A 14,765-nucleotide genomic window follows, 5' to 3' on the forward strand; every position below is an offset into this window, starting at 1 on the left:
CCGTGGCCCGTACCGTGCCGTCCGCGGCAACCGTCGTCCCCGGGCAGTTCATCACCGGTGCCCTGTGGAACGCCAACGTCCAGAACCTCTCATCCTTCATCACCGGCCCACCCATCTTCTCCGGCTACCAAGCCACCTCACAGTCGATCGCCAACGCGACCTTCACCAGCCTGACGATCGACACCACCATCGTGGACAGCGACGGCGGCCACTCCAACACCGTCAACCCCAGCAGGTACACGGCCACGGTGCCCGGCACCTACCTCGTCATCGGCACCGTCGGCTGGAGCGGCACCGCGACCGGTTACCGCCGCATCCGCCTCATGCTCAACGGCAGCCCCATCAACGGCACCGCTGTCGGCTCCGACGCCGTCAACGCGGTCCTCTCAGGCCAGTGCACCAGCACCGTCGTCGCCCTGAACGGATCCACGGACTACGTCGAAGCCCAGGGCGGGCAGAGCAGCGGCGCAGCGCTCGCCACCTACGTCAGCTCCGACTTCTCGTGCTCGTTGCGCTTGTACTGGCTCAGCCGATGACCCCACACCGCTGCCGCCGGGCAATCCGGAAGACCTCCCGGAGGACCGTGTGAGCTACTCGGACGAGGATCTCGACCGCCGACTCGACGGCAAGGCCGAATGGGAGTACGTCCGCAAGCTCGAGCACCGCATCGACGAACTCGAGACGTGGCGCGCTGCCAGCCAAGCCGTCAGCGCCGCCAGACGGTGGGCGGTACCGGTCACGCTCTCCGTCCTGGGCGGGATGGCCACGCTCGTCAACCTCGTGCTCGCTGCGACCCGAGCACATTGACCCGCCCGCGCTCCACCGCTTGCGCCGGAGGAAACCCATGCCCCAGCACGATCACGACACGGTGCCCGCACACGCCCAGGCCCAGACGCACCGCTATGTCATGCACTACCCCCCGCACGAGCCTCGTGAGAGCGACCGCCATTACAGAGCCTTCGAGGCCTATCGCCGGCACACCAAGGACAGTGCCGTGTGCTACGTCGCCGAACGGATCGGCCCCGGCTACTGCTCCTCCGGACCGCTCGAACTCCACCACGCAGTACTCGAGTTCGCCACCGCCAACGCGGCGGATCCCGCAGCACTGCACCACGACTTCCCCGAGATACCCGAAACAGCCACGGCCGAAGAGATCGCCAACTGGCTGGAGTCCTCACCCGGCGAATTCCGCTGGCTGTGCGCCTTCCACCACCGTGGCCACGGCGGAGCCCACACCGCCTCGCATGCCGACTGGACGGCCCAGCTCTACGTCCCCGGCCTGATCAGTTAGGGGAGCGCGATCACCATGGGCATCTACGGTCAGGACTGGGCCAGTTACCAGTCGTCCACGCCAGACACCAGCGGGCTCTCATTCGCCTTCGTCAAGGTCACGGAGGGCCTGTCGTACATCAACCCCGAGTGGGTCACCCAGCGAGATCACGCGAAGGTGAACGGCCTGGTGACGGGGCTGTATCACTACCCGCACATGAGCAACGACCCTGTCGAGGAAGCTGACTTCTTCCTCGCCCAGGTCGCGTGGAAGCCGGGAGACCTCATCGTCCTGGACTGGGAAGGCTACGACCCCGCCAACCAGAACGTGTCACGTACCGATCAGGCCGCGTACAAGGAGGCGTGGCTGCGGTACGTGAAGACCCAGCTGCCGCATAATCCCGTCGGCATGTACGCCAATCTGGACTACTGGCGCAACGTCGATACCACCAGCTATGCGTGCGATTTCCTCTGGATCGCCACCGCCGGACGCGCGGCAGGAGACCCCGGCATCCAAGCCCCGTGGATGTTCCACCAGTACAGCGATTCCGGCGTCGATCACGACTACTGCCGCCTCGGTAGCACGAAGGAACTCCGCGACTGGGCCCTGTCGTTCCAACCCGCATCGCCGCCTCCGAAGCCCACCCCAGACCCCACTCCTACGCCGGCACCCACGCCCCGCTATACGGAGGACGACATGCTCGCCTACTTCGATGTGCCCTCGAACGTGGACTATGACCTGCCCGTCGAACCCGCCGGCACCGCCGACGCTCCGCAAGGCGGAGCCCGCAACGGCCCGATGTGGGTCTGCCTCGTCCCGCAGGGCGGCGACGCGCAGGTGACCACGACGTTCCACCACGAGGGCGGGGCATGGGACGCCCCCAACGCCCCGGCCGTGGTCACAGTGGCAGGCAGCAAGGAAGTGCTTTCGCTCCCGGCCGGTGCCGACGTGGACAAGGTCCGTATCCGCTCGACGGTGCCGCTCATGGGCTATGTCGTCGGCCGCCAGATCGCCTGACAGAACGGAACCCTCCATGAGCACGCGCGCGCCCGTCGAGGCGAAGGTGAAGGCGGCCACCATCAGCACGTTCCTCGCCTCCATCGCCCTGGCCTTCCTCAACAACGTGACCGCGAACAGCAGCCTCCTCGGCCCACTCCCACCGTGGCTCCAGGCGCTCATCATCACCGTCGCCCCGACGCTCGTCACCTTCCTTGCCGGCTTCACAGCCCCGCACACGCCGCGGCTTACCAGTACCCCGGCCAAGCCGCGGTCCACGGGCGAGTAGCGCCCGTCACGACAGGGGGCGTCCGTGGCTGATGAGGTGTCCCTCGGCGAACTCTTCCGACGCCAGGTCGAGCACGAGAGCCGCACCGACCGCGTGCACGCCGAACTCGACAACCGCATCGCGCGGATCGCCACCGACAGCGTGCCCATGCAGGTATGGACGCTGCGCCAGCAATCACGAGACGAACAAATCCGCACCCTCACCGAGCGCGTGCACGAGCTGGAGAACCGCATCCGCCAAGCGGAACGCGAGGAGGAAACCGACGAAAAAGAGCGGTTGAGGGAACGGGCCCGGGACCGCCGCATGGTTCTGGCCGCGTTCATCTCCCCGTTGCTCCTGCTGCTCGTACAGGTCTACCTATCCGGCAAGGGGGCCTGAGATGGCGGACGAGGACGACAAGCGCAGGAGGCGCCCCCCGCGCGACGTCGCCGGAATCGTCCTGGTACTGGCGGGGGCCCTGTTCATGGCGATCGTGTGGTGGCAACTCACGCACCTCGGCCGCCAACTGGTGTTCGCGAACCAGGCTCGGGACGCGCTCGCCCGCCAGGTGCAGCAACTGGGGCACCGTCCTGTCGCCGGCCCCCCGGGAAGCCGAGGACAGCCGGGGCAGAGCGTCACCGGCCCGGCAGGACCCTCAGGGCCTCCGGGGCCCGCGGGGAGCCCCGGCCCGTCCGGGCCGCCAGGCAAGGACGGGCAGGACGGCAAAGTCGGCGTCATCGGTTCTCCCGGACCCGTCGGGCCGACTGGATCCGCCGGTACGAAGGGCCTGGACGGAGCAGCTGGCTCACCCGGCCCTGCCGGGCCGGCTGGGACACCAGGTCCGGCAGGGCCCAAGGGAGACCCAGGCGAGCGCGGAGCTGCAGGGCCACCAGGATCGCCTCCCTCCGGCTGGAGTTTCACCGACAGCGCGGGGACGACGTACACCTGCGCACCGGACTCCAGCGGCTCGACGCACTACACGTGCACCCCCACCAAGCCATCCCCGTCCCCCACCCCGTCACCGACGCAGAGCACCCCGCCGGCCGCCACCACGGAACGACGCGACCGCACAACCGCCGTGAGCACAGGTCCCCGTTGAGCTGGAGGAAGAGCATGACCGACACTCGCCTGCCGTCAGGCTTCATCCCTCGGATCAATGAGGCGTTTGCCCGCCGGGCCACTCTCGCCTTCGGCACCATGTGGGCCTTCTACCTGCTGACCGTGTATGGGCTGCTGCCGTTGCTGTTCCCAGGAGCCATGACCCAGCTGCTCTACTGGTCCAACTGCATCCAACTCGTCGCGCTGCCGCTCTTGATGGTGGGGCAGAACATCCTCGGCCGCGACAGCGAACGCCGCTCCCGAGAGACCCACGACGCGGTGCTGGAGGAACTCGCGCTCCTGCGCGAGCAGCACGCCAGCGCGCAGGAGAAGCTCGGCGAGCTCCACGCCTTCCACATCCAGGGCCGCCTCCCGGACCGCGAGATCCAGCCCTGACCAACTCGGTGCTCCATCCGTCCGTGTCGGGGAGGGGGTGATCCCGCATGCTGGCCGTCGTTCTGCACCTCGTCCTCACGCTCTTCCTGTCCCTCTGACAGATTTCACGGTGCTGCCCCCGTTCGGTCCTCCGGGACTGGGCGGGGGCGATTCGTCATGCCCTTGGGGAGGCGATACACACGGGCAGGGGCGCGGCCGGGCGCGGGCTCGTGGCGCCAGTCGTGGTCACCTGGGGAGAGACGGCGGCTGACGCTGCCTTGTGCTGAAGGGGTAGCGATCACCCGACTCCGGGATTGATAATGGCAGTTATTAAGCAGGGGGAGTGTAGATCGAAGACGGCAACGACCCTCCCCAAGGCCGGCTCGACCAACCTGAAAGGCTCAACATGGCAGGCATCGAGTACCACTGGCTCGTAACGCTGCAGTGGAACGTCGGAGGTGTCTTGGCAGCGGGGACGCGCGAGGGAACGATCACTGCCGGCGAGGGAGCAACCCGCCAGGACCTCACTCTCGACGTGCTCAAGTACGCACGTGAGCAGTTGAGCTTGACGACGGACACTGTGACCGTGCTCTGCTTCGTTCTCGAAGAGAACATCCTGGAGCCGAAGCAGCCGAAGAAGGGCAAGGCCAAGCGGCCGTGAGCAGCGCCCCGCACCGGGCGGCAGGGGCCTCTTCGGCGGGACAAGACCCTCGCGACGACTGGCCCGGCGAAGCCCGCCAGCTCCACGACGGTCTCGCCGACATCTATGGAGACCGGGACGCGCTCCCTACCGCTGCCGGAGCCTGGCTTGCCCGTCAGAAGAGCAAACACACCCGCCGCGCCTACGGCCGGGCTTTCGGGCGCTGGGAGGCGTACTCCCGCTGTGCTGGTATCCACCCGCTTGAAGCTGATGACTCGTTGGCCAGCGCCTTCGCGGAGCACCTCACGGCCGTGCCCGCCCGCATCCGCACGAAAGACGGGACGCGAAGCCAGGACGCCCCGGAGGAGCCCCCTCTGTCCGAGCCGGCGCGGGCACAGATCATCTCGGCCTGCGGCAGCTTCTATCACTATGCGTGTGAGCAAGGCGCTGTCGCCGCGAACCCGTTCAGCACCGTCGAGCGTCCTAGGGTCCCCGCCCACGGCCGGCGTGTGCAGATTCCCTCCGAGCTGTACGAGTGGGCCGTTGCCCGAGCGGAGGACGCGGGGTGCACGGTCAACCATGTCGTGGCGACCGCACTACGTCAGTACCTCTCGGGTCAGTAGCGTCAGCGGCGCTGCAGCGACCCTGCGCCGCAAGGGAGTTGACCCTTGATAGCATGCCATATCACAGGCGATATTTGGGGTGATTGTCCGGCTCCCAAGAGGCGGTCAGAGTCGATCGATCGGTCCTCGGAACTTCTGGAGGCGTAGCCCGTCTTCGGGAGTCTGCCAGCTGTTCGCCGCATACTCGGCCGCCTTCTCGCGCCAGGGCGAAGAGCGGGGTCCCCACTGCTTGTTGCCGTCATGGCAGGACATCACCGAGTTGCAGCGGTCGCAGACGAGTCCGCGTACATAGCAGGCCGGGTGCCCGCTGAAGTGGTCGATGACGAGTCGACGGTTCCGCGTCTCGCCTTCCGGTGTTTCGCAGATCTCGCAGCAGCCGTTCGCGCGTGCGCGCAGAGCGTCGTACTCGTCGCAGGTCAGCCGGAAGCGGCTGTAGTGCCAGCAGATGGCGCCTCGCGGGTGGTGGCGATTCTGATCCTTAGAGAGGGACTCAACGCCGCTGATGTCGATCACTCGGAGCTCCCCTTCTTGGGTGACCGGCTGTGCCCGCGTGCGATGCCGCTGACGCGCTCCGGCTTGACACCGAGATGTGGCGCCATGTCGGTGTAGCTCACGCCGTCCCGCTCATGCAGGGTGCGGACGACGTGCTGACGCTGCTCGCGTAGCCACTTCTGAAGGTCCGGGATTGCGGCGAGGGCCTGCGTGAGGGCGACGGCTTGGTCGATGCTCTCGTCGCCAGCCGTCAGGTCGGCGAGCTGCTCAAACGGTGCGGGCGGCTTGTCCATGAGGGCAGGTTAGTGGGTACCCGTCAAAAAATCTAGTGGGTACCCACTTGACGCGATTAATGGGTACCCACTAATTTTGAGTTATCGGGAACAGGACGCCAAGCAGGGAAGGCACCCATGGAAATCTCGAACGACGTCACGGAGGGCCGCCGAGAGGGCCAGGCCGACGACCGCAGCATCCGGCCCGTCATCGAGCACGCCCTCACTGTCTACTTCGACGGCAACGTCGAGCTCGCCAGCACCCTCATCGACCGCTTGCTCGCTGAGGACCGGAATCGCTGAGGCTCGTCCACCGCGCACCAAGGAGGAAGTTCATGCTCGCTACCGTCATCCGCCCTAACCCGACCTCGCCGGGCGATTATCACGAGGCCCTGGTTCACCACATCGGCCACGACCTGGCTGTGCGCTCCGACATGCAGCCGTTCCAGGTCGTTGTCGTCCAGTGCGTGTCTGGTGACGGCCGGGTGTCCCTGACGACGCGGCCGGACGAAGCTCCGGTCGCCGAGGCCCGGTGGCGTCCTCACCTGTACGCCCCGCTGTTCTTTGCGGGGCGGTCGGTGGGCTGCCGCACCTGCCAGATGCCGGTTGCCCGGTGACGAAAACGTGGAACGGAACGGTGCCTCGGCTGAGGAAAGCAGCCGGGGCACCGCCCGTACCGTACCTGAATGGAGAGCGCATGACTGACGATCAGGAGACGTGGGACTCCGTGTTCGACTCGCCATGTCTCCTCCGCCTCGGCCCGTGGCGCATCGACGAGTGCGTGGAATGTGAGCTGTGCGCAGGCTGCGCCACGCACGAGTGCTACAGCGACGAATCGGGTGCAGTCCTGCACATGGACTGGTTCCGGGACTTCGCCTCCCCGGGTGAGCCGGAGTGCGGCAGCATCGGCGGTCCGGCAAACCTCGTGCCGTCGCAGTACGCACCGCGCCCCTGCCAGTTGCCGACCGGCCACGCAGGGAAGCACCGTGCTCGCACGGGCTGGTCCTGGTCGCCGAAGAGGAGGAGGACGGCATGACCGCCCGCCCGCCACTGATCACCGACCACTGGTTCCGCGAAGGCCCTGTGCGTCCGGACGGCTCGGACGGCTACTGGATCTGCGACATCTGTGACCAGCACCGGGGTGACCACCTGCAGGCCGAAGGTCACTGGCGGAATCCGCTCCACACGTTCACCCCGCAAGCGCGCTGGCGGCCGTCGCACTGTAGGACGTGCGGTCGGGAGCGGCGCCACTCGACGCACGCCCCGTGGCTGTGGGAGCAGCTGGAGGTCGCCGAATGAGCGACCTCGTCCCGCGCCAGCCGGACACGGCCCCTGCCGCCTGCGACGCCGCGACGTTCGCAGTCCTCCCCCGCCATGGAGGAGGCAGCCGAGAAACACCTCGATGCCATCCGCCCTGGCCGCGCCGCAGGTCAGCGCCGGAACTGCGGCACGACGCTGGCGAACACCGACTCGCCCGCGTCCACATGGGCGGCGTTGCGCTGGCCCTTGTTCCGCCGGTTCCAGTAGCCGACCGTGGTGGCAGGGTTGTCGTGATCGGCGAAGGCCTGCACTTCGGCGAGGTCGACATGGTCGTCGATCATGTGCGTGATACGGGACGCGCGGAGCACGTGCGGGGTGAGCTTGCGGCAGACCTTGCACTTGGTGAACGTGTGGTTCTCGGGTCCGTCGATCTTGGGGCAGGTGAGGACGCGGGCCTTGCGGCCGAGGCGGGTGAGGAGTCGGGTGACATCGTGCCGATCGAGCCGCTCGCCTTTGGAGTCGAGTAGCAGCGGCCCGTCGGTCCGGCCCTCGGTGTGTACGTCGAGCATCTCCGCAACAGTGAGCGGCAGCGGGAGGATCCGTTCCTTGTTCTCTTTGCGGGTGACGTCGACGTAGGAGCGGCGCCCTCGTTCTATCCGGTCTGTCACGTCAGCGGCACACATCTCGGTGACACGGCCGGCGAGCGTGTACAGGAGGGACACGACGAGGAGGTCGAACTCGGTCTCGGCCTGGGCAGCCACGGCTTGGATCTCGTCGACCTCCAGCACGGGCGTGCTCGTGGACGTGTTGCCCTTGTCGACCTTGGGGCGGTCGTCTTGGGTGACGGGATTCTTCGGTAGGTCGATTTTCTCGGCGGCGTAGGTGTGCAGTGAGGAGAGCGCGTTGAGGTAGCGGGCAATGGTGGTCGGCGGCGCGTCGCGGCCTTCCATGCGCAGGCGCCAGGCCCGGATGTGGTCGGCGTTGAAGACGCCGAGGGCGAACCGATCGTGGCCCAACTCCTGCGCGTAGCCGCCCCAGACGCGCCGAATGTCGTCGACGTAGTTGCGCTTCGTCTGGAGGCTGCCGCGCCGCGTAGAGGTCAACCAGTCCATGATCCAGACGAACGTCTCTGGTGTGACGGCCTCGGCGAGGAGCTCGGCGCGAGGGCGATAGATGCGTTCCTGTCCGCGACGCCCAACCTGGACCATGCCGAGGTCGTCGACGAGCTTGCGGCGGACCTCCTCGAACAGGTCCGAGCCGGGCAGCGCGATCGACTGCCCGGCTCGCTGCGTCGGGAGCTGACTGGTCACGTGCTCGCCGCTATCCGGGCGCGCTCGTATTGCTGGCGCGCCGCGATGAACGTCTCGTCAGTGCCGCCACGGTCAGGGTGGGCGGCTGCCATGGCCGCCTTCAGTTCGACGAGATCGGGTTGCTGGGTCTCTTCGATGACGGGCGGGGCAAGGTAGACGGTGAGGTCGGATTCCCACCAGCCGGCCGATCGCCGAGTTACCTGACCGTCCCGCTCCAGGATGAGTCGATCTGCAAAGCGTTCCGCCCGTGAGCGCTCCGACCGGTCCACGTCGTCCGCCAGGTAGTAGATGCGGCGTGGCGTCTTCCTGGTGATCCGGAACTGGACGATGCGGGCAGGGTGCCAGTCGTCGTTGTTGTCGTAGCCCTCGGACTCGATGCCGTACAGAAACTCAACCTCGGCGAGGGTGGCACTGGAAGGCTGATCCATAGTCAAATGCTAACGCATAAGGGAACGTTATGCGCTACCTCCGGCATCGCGAGACCTCCGAAACGCCGGTCCTCGCAGGGGAATTACGGCTACCGTCGGGACCTCACCAGATCTGCCGGAGGCTCCCATGGCCCTCGTCGACCGACCCGCACTCTCCGCCCCCGACGCGCGCGCCCTGCTCACCCACACACGCGACGGCGACGACCAACTGCTGCACGCCGCGACATCGCTGCTCCTCCTCGCCGGCCTCCGCCCACGAGAGGCCGAGGAACTGCGCGTAGCGGACTACGCCCCCGGTGCCGAGCCTCAACTGCGTATCGGAAGCCCCACGGGTCCACGGCGGATACGCCTTGCCCCGTCCGCGGCCGGCGCGCTGGACCTCTACCTGGCCGGCCAGGACGCGGAACCGGACGAGCCGCTCCTGATGGGTCTGCGGCGGATACTCCTGGTACAGCTCGTCCGGCGAGCAGCGGAAACCCTTGGCATCGCGGCAGGGGTACACGAACTGCGGCTCGCGGCAGTCGCGGCAGCCCTGGAAGACGGCACCCCCGTGCGGCACGTCGAGACGTACTTCGGGGTGTCGAAGACGTCGGGACGCAGGGACCTGTCCGCCGTGCCCGATGGGTACGACGTGGGCATCGCCGCCACCCTGGAGGCGGCATTCGCCAGCTGACCGTCCTCCCGGCGGCGGGGGAGGCCATGCCTCACCCGGGCATGCCCCACTCCTCGGGGCCGCCGCCACGCCACTCGACCAGCGTCGGGTCCACAAGGTCGTAGCTCCCCTCTTCCAGGCCGGCGCGCCGCAGGAATTCCGTCAGATCCCGCAGGGTGTAGGCCATGCCGAGGATCTCTCCGCCGACGCGCACCCGTCGGCCGCCGGAGTCATCTGGCGGGTAGACGACGATCTGCGGGCCAGCCATGCCGCTACTGTGCGGGTCGCCCAGGGCGTCGGCACGTGGGGCTACTCCGATTCGGGCTCGGGATGCCGGACCGCCTTCTTGACGGCGCTCTCGATCTCGTAGCGGCTGGCTCCGGTGGAGGTGGCATGGTCCGTGATGGCTATCTGGACGCGGAAGGCGGCCTCGCGCCATGCCTTCCACTGGGCATCCCGCTCTTCGGTGGTCTCCGCCTCGGCGAGCTTCTCGCGCTCGGCCTCGGCAGCACGCTCCAGGTCGAGCAGGGTGGCGGGGGCAATCAAAGAGTCGGACACCTGAGCGATTCTAGCCAGCCCGATGGCTTGATCATGCCGCCGTGCCGTATCGGTCCCGCTCCTCGGCCTCTAGCCACTCCGCCCGCAGCGCCTCGTACACCCGCCGCTCCTCCGGCCGCAAAGAGCGGCCCATCCGTGCACGCAGAAACGCGCGAATCGCCGCATTCACCACCGACGCAGGCCGCACCAGACCCCCAGACAGGCACGATCGGGACTTGAGCACAGCCTACGAGTAACCACCGACAACGGCACCGACCGATGGGACAACTCGCCGAAACTTAACGATCAAGCCTTTTCGTCACGACGGGCACGACCCTAGGCTGAGGTACTCCCGAACACCTCGGCTGAGGGGTCAGCGATGAGCACCAAGCACCACGTCGGCGCGCGCATCCGCGAAGTCCGCAAGATCCGGCAGATGAGCGTCAGGCAGCTCGCAGGAAAAATCAACGTGTCGGTCAGCCTCCTCGAGAAGTACGAAAGCGGAGACCGCAACCCGACCCCAGGGGTCATCGCCCGCCTGGCGCAAGCCCTCCACGTAGGACCCGACAAGATCACCGGCCAGCCGTACATGAACGGCGCCGAGACCGAAGACCAAGCCCAGGCCGTCATCCCCGAACTCCGCCGCATCCTCCTCACCTACGACAACCCCGACGACACCCTCATCGCCCCCCGCCCACTCCCCGTACTGGCCACCAAGATGGACCTCGTCGCCCGCATGCGGCAGAACGGCCAGTACGTCAGCATGGGCCCCCTCCTCCCCGGCCTCCTCGCCGAACTGACCCACACCGCCCTGCACTCCCGCGGCCACGAACGTGAACAGGCCTTCTGGTGGCTCGCCCGCGGCTACCGCGCCACCAACTCCCTCGCCCACAAACTCGGTTACCACGACCTCAGCTTCACCGCCATCGAACGCGTCCGCTGGGCAGCCGACAAATCCGCCGACCCCCTCATGCAGGTCACCGCCGCCTACCTCAAGGCCGGCGCCATGATCCGCATGGGCACCTACGCATCCGCCCGCCGCGTCCTCGAATCACTGCTCGACGAGATCGAAAACCTGGCCCCGGAACGCAGCCTCCCGGACACCTACCTCGCCGTCCAGGGAGCGGTCCTCCTCAAGCTGGCGATCCTCGAAGCCCGCGACGGGCACCGGGAACAGGCCGGTGCCCGCATCGCTGAAGCCCGCCTGCAAGCGCGGTGGCTGAGGGCCGACACGGACCACTACGAGATGTCCTTCGGCCCGACCAACGTGCGCATCCACGAAGTCGCTGCGCTCATCGACGCCGGCGACACGCAACAGGCACTGGCACGCCTCCGCGAATGGGGCATGGAGGAAGACCGGGAAGAGTGGGAGGTCCCCGACGGCATCGCCGCCGAGCGCGCGTCACACCACCACATCGACGTCGCAGCCGCACGCCTCGTCGAAGGCGACCGCGCCGGAGCACACAGGGACCTCCTCACTGCCCGCCGCATCAGCCCCGCACACGCCCGCTACCACCCGACCCTGCGATCCACCGCCGCAACCCTCGTCCGCCTCGACCGCGGTCAAGACGACTCCATCGCCGGACTCGCACGGTGGGCAGGCATGTAGCCGTCCGTCAAGGCTCGTTGCACGAATTCCCTCCCCACACTTTGTGAGGGAGCAAGGCCTTCCCGCGCGACACGATCCCCTCACTGATCGCACCGAGGGGATCGCACCGTGTCCACCGACACCACGAAAGCCGCCCGCTGGCTCTCCCAAGCGGCACGCACGCCGGCAACAGCCCTCCTGCGCTGGCAGCAAGGGGAGCTCGTCCCGCTCTTGGCAGGCAAAGCGTGGGACGTCATCGAAGTCGACTTCGCCCTCGCCCGGCAGGCCATGGCGCTCCTCACGGACGCCGGCCACCGCATCGGCCCCTACCTGGCCAGCGGAGCCGAGCGCGTCATCTGCTTCCTGGTCCCGCTCGGAAGCGCGTGCCACCTCTCTGGGACGCCCCGGACCATCGTGCACCGCACCGGCTGGCCGCTCTACGCGCCACCTCCCGGCCGCTACATCGGTGACTTCACATGGGTCATTCCACCCGGCGTGGACGGCGACGAGGCGGACTCGTGGAAGCGCCTGACTCCGGCCCAGCCCCTTCGCGATGCTCTGGCGACCGCATACCAGCGCACCCGAAACTGCACGGCCGACTGACTCATGGTGGCAACGCGTCGCCCCGGCGACATCACGCCCGAGTGCCGACTCGGCCAGCACAGCTATTGCCATGGCAACACGGACATCCGGCGCGGCGGCGCCCCCGCGTGGGAGGCCCCGATCGAGCAGCTGCGTTGCTCGTGCAGCTGTGGCCATCCTGGTCGCAGGAGGGGGGATCCGGCGGCTGACCGTCACTCGTGATGCTGCAGGTCAGGGAGTTGTGTTCTTTTTGGTCTCGTTCGGATCTGTGGTTTGCATATATCTACTGCTGGTGCTTCTGGCATGGGACAGTGGCCTAAGCGGTTGAGGATTCACCTACAGGGCCGCAAGGGGGAGCTGCTGGGCGGACCTGGTCGTCGGTCAGAAGCCCAGCCGCCAGCGATCGGCGGGGAGGACGAGATCAGCAATCTCAACGGGGGAGCCCTGCGCACCGTAGCGCGTGCGCTCGATCAGCAAAGCCGGCGTACCCAGAGGAAGACCCAACAGGCTCGCCTCCGGGCGCATCATGGAGTGGACGCGGACCTGGTACCGCACGCTCGAGTGGGGACGGGCGGGGCCCCGACGCCATGTCGTTACGACCATCGCCGGCCGCCCGTCCGGGTCCAACAGCTCAACGCGCTCCCGGTGCAGGAGCGTGCGCAGTGGGACGTGCAGCCGCGCGCCGAGGTCACTGGTGGCGCGGACCGATGCCAGCTCTGTGTCGCCGCGGCTGTGCGGCCATTCCGCATCCGGGTCAGAGAGAGTGCGCACGGCTACAGGGTGCGCGACGGTGAGACGCCGCCGGGGCTCGCCGACGAGAAGGCCCTCCGCGCGGAGGATCTCCACGGCCCGGTAGGCCGTGCCGAGCCCAACGCCACGGTCGGCTGCCAGGCTGCGCACACTTGGGAAGAGTGTGCCGGGCAGGTACGTGCCGTCGGCGATGCGCAGCCGCAGCTCGGCGGCAAGCCGTTTGTGCGGCGCATGCATGACAGCCCCCGGCAGCGATCTTGGGAAGCGCCACGGTAGGAGAGGCTGCCCGATCTGCTACGTAACAGATGCCGCCGTCCGCCGATGGACCCCACACACGCCAGAACACCCACCCACCTTGCAGCACCCACAGCACTGCGACCCCGCACAACTCCAGGGCACGAGGACAGGCCGACGCGATGGTCACCACGACCGTTGAACCGAGGGAGATGACGTGTCTCTGCTCAGCCTCCAGGAGAGAACCATCGACCCCCGAAAGATCATCAGCGCGTACCAGTGGGCACTGGGCTCCTGCTTCCGCTGCGCCAGACCCCGCACACAGACCACCCTGCTTGATGCGATCACCACGCCCCACGGCGAGCGCTACGAGATACGGGCCTGCAAGTCCTGCGTCGTCGGTCTCGAAGCTGAACGCCGGCGCCACGCCGAGCGCCGGGGCAAGAACTATGAACCCGGTCAGTTGGGCCGCTCCATCGCGTGAGCGGGACAGGGGCCGTTCCCTCTATCTCGAGGGAATGGCCCCTTCTTCATGCAGAGAAAGCCCTGGTCGGCAGGCACTTCCCCAGGGAGGATCCGGGGAGAATGCAGGGTGCCAGGGAGTGTGGAGGGAGGGGAATTCGCCTCAATCGGCCTTCACTCGGACCCACGCGGACCAACCTGTCACCCCAGGTCAGGGCCCCACGAGTGCGCCTGACGGTGCTTCGGGCCAGGTGGCGGCTTCACGTATGCCAGTTCATGGACACCTGTTTCCTCGCGCGGGCGGTCGGCGGGGAGGCGCGGGTGAACGACGACGAGTCGCTGGAGGTGGGCTGGTTCGCGGTGGACGCGCTGCCGGAGATGGAGGAGTTCGCGGTCCGGCGGATCAAGCTGGCCGCGACGGGCGGGCCGACCTGGTTCGAGGGCCTCGGGGAGGCGTGAGCAGGGGCCCCGAGCCCCCTGGCGGACCGTGCGTACCAGGCCGGTACCCGCCTTGTGATCAGGCCTTATGGCGGAGCAGTCTGCCGTGCATGTCTGACACTCATTCCGCCCATTGCTCGCGATGCTGTCCCGTGGAACCGGAACCCGAGCCGGAGAACGAACCGGTTCCCCTTGCCGCGTGGGTGTGCGGCGTCCTCGCCGTCGTCGTCGTGGTCGGCTCGTGGGCAGGGCTGATGTGGGTGGCCACCAGCGTGTTCCGGGAGTGACGGGGCCTGGTCGTCCTCATATCAGCTGCAAGGAAGCCGAGTTCGCGTACCCGTTGCGCGAACTCGGCTTTTTCGCGGGGTGGTTGACGTGAATTCGGAGTGCTGACCGCGGCGGTGCCGGCCCGGCGGGCAAGTGCGTTCGTGGGGACGGCCGTTCCAGCACCTGCAGGGCTTTCCTCCCTCTATCGATAAGGAGGCTGCTT

At 67.7% G+C, this 14,765-nt stretch carries 24 protein-coding genes and 1 pseudogene; 18 read left to right on the top strand and 7 right to left on the bottom strand.

The window, feature by feature from the left end; all coding sequences use genetic code 11:
• The first annotated feature begins 2 nt into the window (after nt 1–2).
• The 8 genes from ACLHRZ_RS31050 to ACLHRZ_RS31085 all read left to right on the top strand — a co-directional run bounded on the left by ACLHRZ_RS31050 (nt 3) and on the right by ACLHRZ_RS31085 (nt 4,668).
• On the top strand, nt 3–536 hold the full coding sequence (locus tag ACLHRZ_RS31050; RefSeq protein WP_490421910.1) for a hypothetical protein: 534 nt from the start codon (nt 3–5) through the stop codon (nt 534–536).
• 49 nt (nt 537–585) lie between these two features.
• Nucleotides 586–807, top strand: coding sequence for a hypothetical protein (locus ACLHRZ_RS31055; protein WP_490421911.1), 222 nt, complete (start codon nt 586–588; stop codon nt 805–807).
• A gap of 37 nt (nt 808–844) precedes the next feature.
• Complete coding sequence (locus ACLHRZ_RS31060; protein ID WP_490421912.1) at nt 845–1,291, top strand: hypothetical protein; 447 nt, start codon at nt 845–847, stop codon at nt 1,289–1,291.
• A gap of 15 nt (nt 1,292–1,306) precedes the next feature.
• On the top strand, nt 1,307–2,287 hold the full coding sequence (locus ACLHRZ_RS31065) for a glycoside hydrolase family 25 protein (RefSeq protein ID WP_490421913.1): 981 nt from the start codon (nt 1,307–1,309) through the stop codon (nt 2,285–2,287).
• A gap of 16 nt (nt 2,288–2,303) precedes the next feature.
• On the top strand, nt 2,304–2,555 hold the full coding sequence (locus ACLHRZ_RS31070; protein ID WP_490421914.1) for a holin: 252 nt from the start codon (nt 2,304–2,306) through the stop codon (nt 2,553–2,555).
• 24 nt (nt 2,556–2,579) lie between these two features.
• Nucleotides 2,580–2,933: a hypothetical protein gene (locus ACLHRZ_RS31075; protein WP_490421915.1), complete on the top strand. Its 354-nt coding sequence runs from the start codon at nt 2,580–2,582 to the stop codon at nt 2,931–2,933.
• A 714-nt stretch (nt 2,934–3,647) separates the two neighbouring features.
• The gene (locus tag ACLHRZ_RS31080; protein ID WP_490421916.1) at nt 3,648–4,028 is read left to right on the top strand and encodes a hypothetical protein; all 381 of its coding nucleotides are present in this window, start codon (nt 3,648–3,650) and stop codon (nt 4,026–4,028) included.
• Nucleotides 4,029–4,413: 385 nt separating this feature from the next.
• A complete protein-coding gene (locus ACLHRZ_RS31085; RefSeq protein ID WP_490421917.1) occupies nt 4,414–4,668 on the top strand; it encodes a hypothetical protein in 255 nt (84 codons plus the stop codon).
• Between the two features lie 707 nt (nt 4,669–5,375).
• Here ACLHRZ_RS31085 and ACLHRZ_RS31090 read toward each other — a convergent pair.
• On the bottom strand, nt 5,376–5,783 hold the full coding sequence (locus ACLHRZ_RS31090) for an endonuclease domain-containing protein (protein ID WP_490421918.1): 408 nt from the start codon (nt 5,781–5,783) through the stop codon (nt 5,376–5,378).
• Complete coding sequence (locus ACLHRZ_RS31095) at nt 5,780–6,055, bottom strand: sigma-70 family RNA polymerase sigma factor (RefSeq protein WP_490421919.1); 276 nt, start codon at nt 6,053–6,055, stop codon at nt 5,780–5,782. The genes ACLHRZ_RS31090 and ACLHRZ_RS31095 overlap by 4 nt, the downstream gene beginning before the upstream one ends.
• A 117-nt stretch (nt 6,056–6,172) precedes the next feature.
• On the opposite strand from ACLHRZ_RS31095, the gene ACLHRZ_RS31100 reads away from it, so the two are divergent.
• The 4 genes from ACLHRZ_RS31100 (at nt 6,173) to ACLHRZ_RS31115 (ending at nt 7,333) form a co-directional block, all read left to right on the top strand.
• Nucleotides 6,173–6,337, top strand: coding sequence for a hypothetical protein (locus ACLHRZ_RS31100; protein ID WP_490421920.1), 165 nt, complete (start codon nt 6,173–6,175; stop codon nt 6,335–6,337).
• 32 nt (nt 6,338–6,369) lie between these two features.
• Nucleotides 6,370–6,651 carry a hypothetical protein gene (locus ACLHRZ_RS31105; RefSeq protein ID WP_490421921.1) on the top strand — a complete coding sequence of 94 codons (282 nt, stop codon included), beginning with the start codon at nt 6,370–6,372 and terminating at the stop codon, nt 6,649–6,651.
• 80 nt (nt 6,652–6,731) lie between these two features.
• A complete protein-coding gene (locus ACLHRZ_RS31110; RefSeq protein WP_490421922.1) occupies nt 6,732–7,070 on the top strand; it encodes a hypothetical protein in 339 nt (112 codons plus the stop codon).
• The gene (locus tag ACLHRZ_RS31115; protein WP_490421923.1) at nt 7,067–7,333 is read left to right on the top strand and encodes a hypothetical protein; all 267 of its coding nucleotides are present in this window, start codon (nt 7,067–7,069) and stop codon (nt 7,331–7,333) included. The genes ACLHRZ_RS31110 and ACLHRZ_RS31115 overlap by 4 nt, the downstream gene beginning before the upstream one ends.
• A gap of 131 nt (nt 7,334–7,464) precedes the next feature.
• Here the strand turns inward: ACLHRZ_RS31115 and ACLHRZ_RS31120 are convergent, their stop codons facing one another.
• Complete coding sequence (locus ACLHRZ_RS31120; RefSeq protein ID WP_490421924.1) at nt 7,465–8,604, bottom strand: tyrosine-type recombinase/integrase; 1,140 nt, start codon at nt 8,602–8,604, stop codon at nt 7,465–7,467.
• Nucleotides 8,601–9,032 (bottom strand): hypothetical protein, encoded by a 432-nt coding sequence (locus ACLHRZ_RS31125; protein ID WP_490421925.1) that lies wholly within the window; start codon nt 9,030–9,032, stop codon nt 8,601–8,603. Before ACLHRZ_RS31125 ends, ACLHRZ_RS31120 begins: the two co-directional genes overlap by 4 nt.
• A 127-nt stretch (nt 9,033–9,159) precedes the next feature.
• Between ACLHRZ_RS31125 and ACLHRZ_RS31130 the strand changes: the two genes are divergently transcribed.
• Nucleotides 9,160–9,705, top strand: coding sequence for a hypothetical protein (locus tag ACLHRZ_RS31130; RefSeq protein ID WP_490421926.1), 546 nt, complete (start codon nt 9,160–9,162; stop codon nt 9,703–9,705).
• A 31-nt stretch (nt 9,706–9,736) separates the two neighbouring features.
• Here the strand turns inward: ACLHRZ_RS31130 and ACLHRZ_RS31135 are convergent, their stop codons facing one another.
• Complete coding sequence (locus ACLHRZ_RS31135) at nt 9,737–9,952, bottom strand: hypothetical protein (protein WP_490421927.1); 216 nt, start codon at nt 9,950–9,952, stop codon at nt 9,737–9,739.
• 41 nt (nt 9,953–9,993) lie between these two features.
• A complete protein-coding gene (locus tag ACLHRZ_RS31140; RefSeq protein ID WP_490421928.1) occupies nt 9,994–10,242 on the bottom strand; it encodes a hypothetical protein in 249 nt (82 codons plus the stop codon).
• 358 nt (nt 10,243–10,600) lie between these two features.
• Here ACLHRZ_RS31140 and ACLHRZ_RS31145 point away from each other — a divergent pair, with 358 nt between their 5' ends.
• Nucleotides 10,601–11,830 carry a helix-turn-helix domain-containing protein gene (locus ACLHRZ_RS31145; RefSeq protein WP_490421929.1) on the top strand — a complete coding sequence of 410 codons (1,230 nt, stop codon included), beginning with the start codon at nt 10,601–10,603 and terminating at the stop codon, nt 11,828–11,830.
• 108 nt (nt 11,831–11,938) lie between these two features.
• Nucleotides 11,939–12,412, top strand: a complete 474-nt coding sequence (locus ACLHRZ_RS31150) for a hypothetical protein (protein WP_490421930.1) — start codon at nt 11,939–11,941, stop codon at nt 12,410–12,412.
• A gap of 360 nt (nt 12,413–12,772) precedes the next feature.
• Here ACLHRZ_RS31150 and ACLHRZ_RS31155 read toward each other — a convergent pair whose 3' ends face one another.
• Complete coding sequence (locus ACLHRZ_RS31155; protein ID WP_490421931.1) at nt 12,773–13,378, bottom strand: GntR family transcriptional regulator; 606 nt, start codon at nt 13,376–13,378, stop codon at nt 12,773–12,775.
• Between the two features lie 214 nt (nt 13,379–13,592).
• Between ACLHRZ_RS31155 and ACLHRZ_RS31160 the strand changes: the two genes are divergently transcribed.
• The 3 genes and pseudogenes from ACLHRZ_RS31160 (at nt 13,593) to ACLHRZ_RS31170 (ending at nt 14,562) form a co-directional block, all read left to right on the top strand.
• The gene (locus ACLHRZ_RS31160; protein ID WP_490421932.1) at nt 13,593–13,859 is read left to right on the top strand and encodes a hypothetical protein; all 267 of its coding nucleotides are present in this window, start codon (nt 13,593–13,595) and stop codon (nt 13,857–13,859) included.
• 242 nt (nt 13,860–14,101) lie between these two features.
• A pseudogene (locus tag ACLHRZ_RS31165) lies at nt 14,102–14,296 on the top strand (NUDIX hydrolase); the annotation flags it as partial.
• Between the two features lie 131 nt (nt 14,297–14,427).
• Nucleotides 14,428–14,562 (top strand): hypothetical protein, encoded by a 135-nt coding sequence (locus ACLHRZ_RS31170; protein WP_490421933.1) that lies wholly within the window; start codon nt 14,428–14,430, stop codon nt 14,560–14,562.
• Nucleotides 14,563–14,765: the final 203 nt, after the last annotated feature.

It is taken from the genome of Streptomyces sp. AM25 (assembly GCF_058146165.1).

Bases quoted from the DNA above. Each gene is read 5' to 3' on its own strand.
- ACLHRZ_RS31105 (WP_490421921.1), top strand. From the start codon at position 6,370: ATGCTCGCTACCGTCATCCGCCCTAACCCGACCTCGCCGGGCGATTAT.
- ACLHRZ_RS31110 (WP_490421922.1), top strand. From the start codon at position 6,732: ATGACTGACGATCAGGAGACGTGGGACTCCGTGTTCGACTCGCCATGT.
- ACLHRZ_RS31085 (WP_490421917.1), top strand. From the start codon at position 4,414: ATGGCAGGCATCGAGTACCACTGGCTCGTAACGCTGCAGTGGAACGTC.
- ACLHRZ_RS31155 (WP_490421931.1), bottom strand. From the start codon at position 13,378: ATGCATGCGCCGCACAAACGGCTTGCCGCCGAGCTGCGGCTGCGCATC.
- ACLHRZ_RS31080 (WP_490421916.1), top strand. From the start codon at position 3,648: ATGACCGACACTCGCCTGCCGTCAGGCTTCATCCCTCGGATCAATGAG.
- ACLHRZ_RS31065 (WP_490421913.1), top strand. From the start codon at position 1,307: ATGGGCATCTACGGTCAGGACTGGGCCAGTTACCAGTCGTCCACGCCA.
- ACLHRZ_RS31125 (WP_490421925.1), bottom strand. From the start codon at position 9,032: ATGGATCAGCCTTCCAGTGCCACCCTCGCCGAGGTTGAGTTTCTGTAC.
- ACLHRZ_RS31100 (WP_490421920.1), top strand. From the start codon at position 6,173: ATGGAAATCTCGAACGACGTCACGGAGGGCCGCCGAGAGGGCCAGGCC.
- ACLHRZ_RS31095 (WP_490421919.1), bottom strand. From the start codon at position 6,055: ATGGACAAGCCGCCCGCACCGTTTGAGCAGCTCGCCGACCTGACGGCT.
- ACLHRZ_RS31145 (WP_490421929.1), top strand. From the start codon at position 10,601: ATGAGCACCAAGCACCACGTCGGCGCGCGCATCCGCGAAGTCCGCAAG.
- ACLHRZ_RS31070 (WP_490421914.1), top strand. From the start codon at position 2,304: ATGAGCACGCGCGCGCCCGTCGAGGCGAAGGTGAAGGCGGCCACCATC.
- ACLHRZ_RS31115 (WP_490421923.1), top strand. From the start codon at position 7,067: ATGACCGCCCGCCCGCCACTGATCACCGACCACTGGTTCCGCGAAGGC.
- ACLHRZ_RS31130 (WP_490421926.1), top strand. From the start codon at position 9,160: ATGGCCCTCGTCGACCGACCCGCACTCTCCGCCCCCGACGCGCGCGCC.
- ACLHRZ_RS31060 (WP_490421912.1), top strand. From the start codon at position 845: ATGCCCCAGCACGATCACGACACGGTGCCCGCACACGCCCAGGCCCAG.
- ACLHRZ_RS31135 (WP_490421927.1), bottom strand. From the start codon at position 9,952: ATGGCTGGCCCGCAGATCGTCGTCTACCCGCCAGATGACTCCGGCGGC.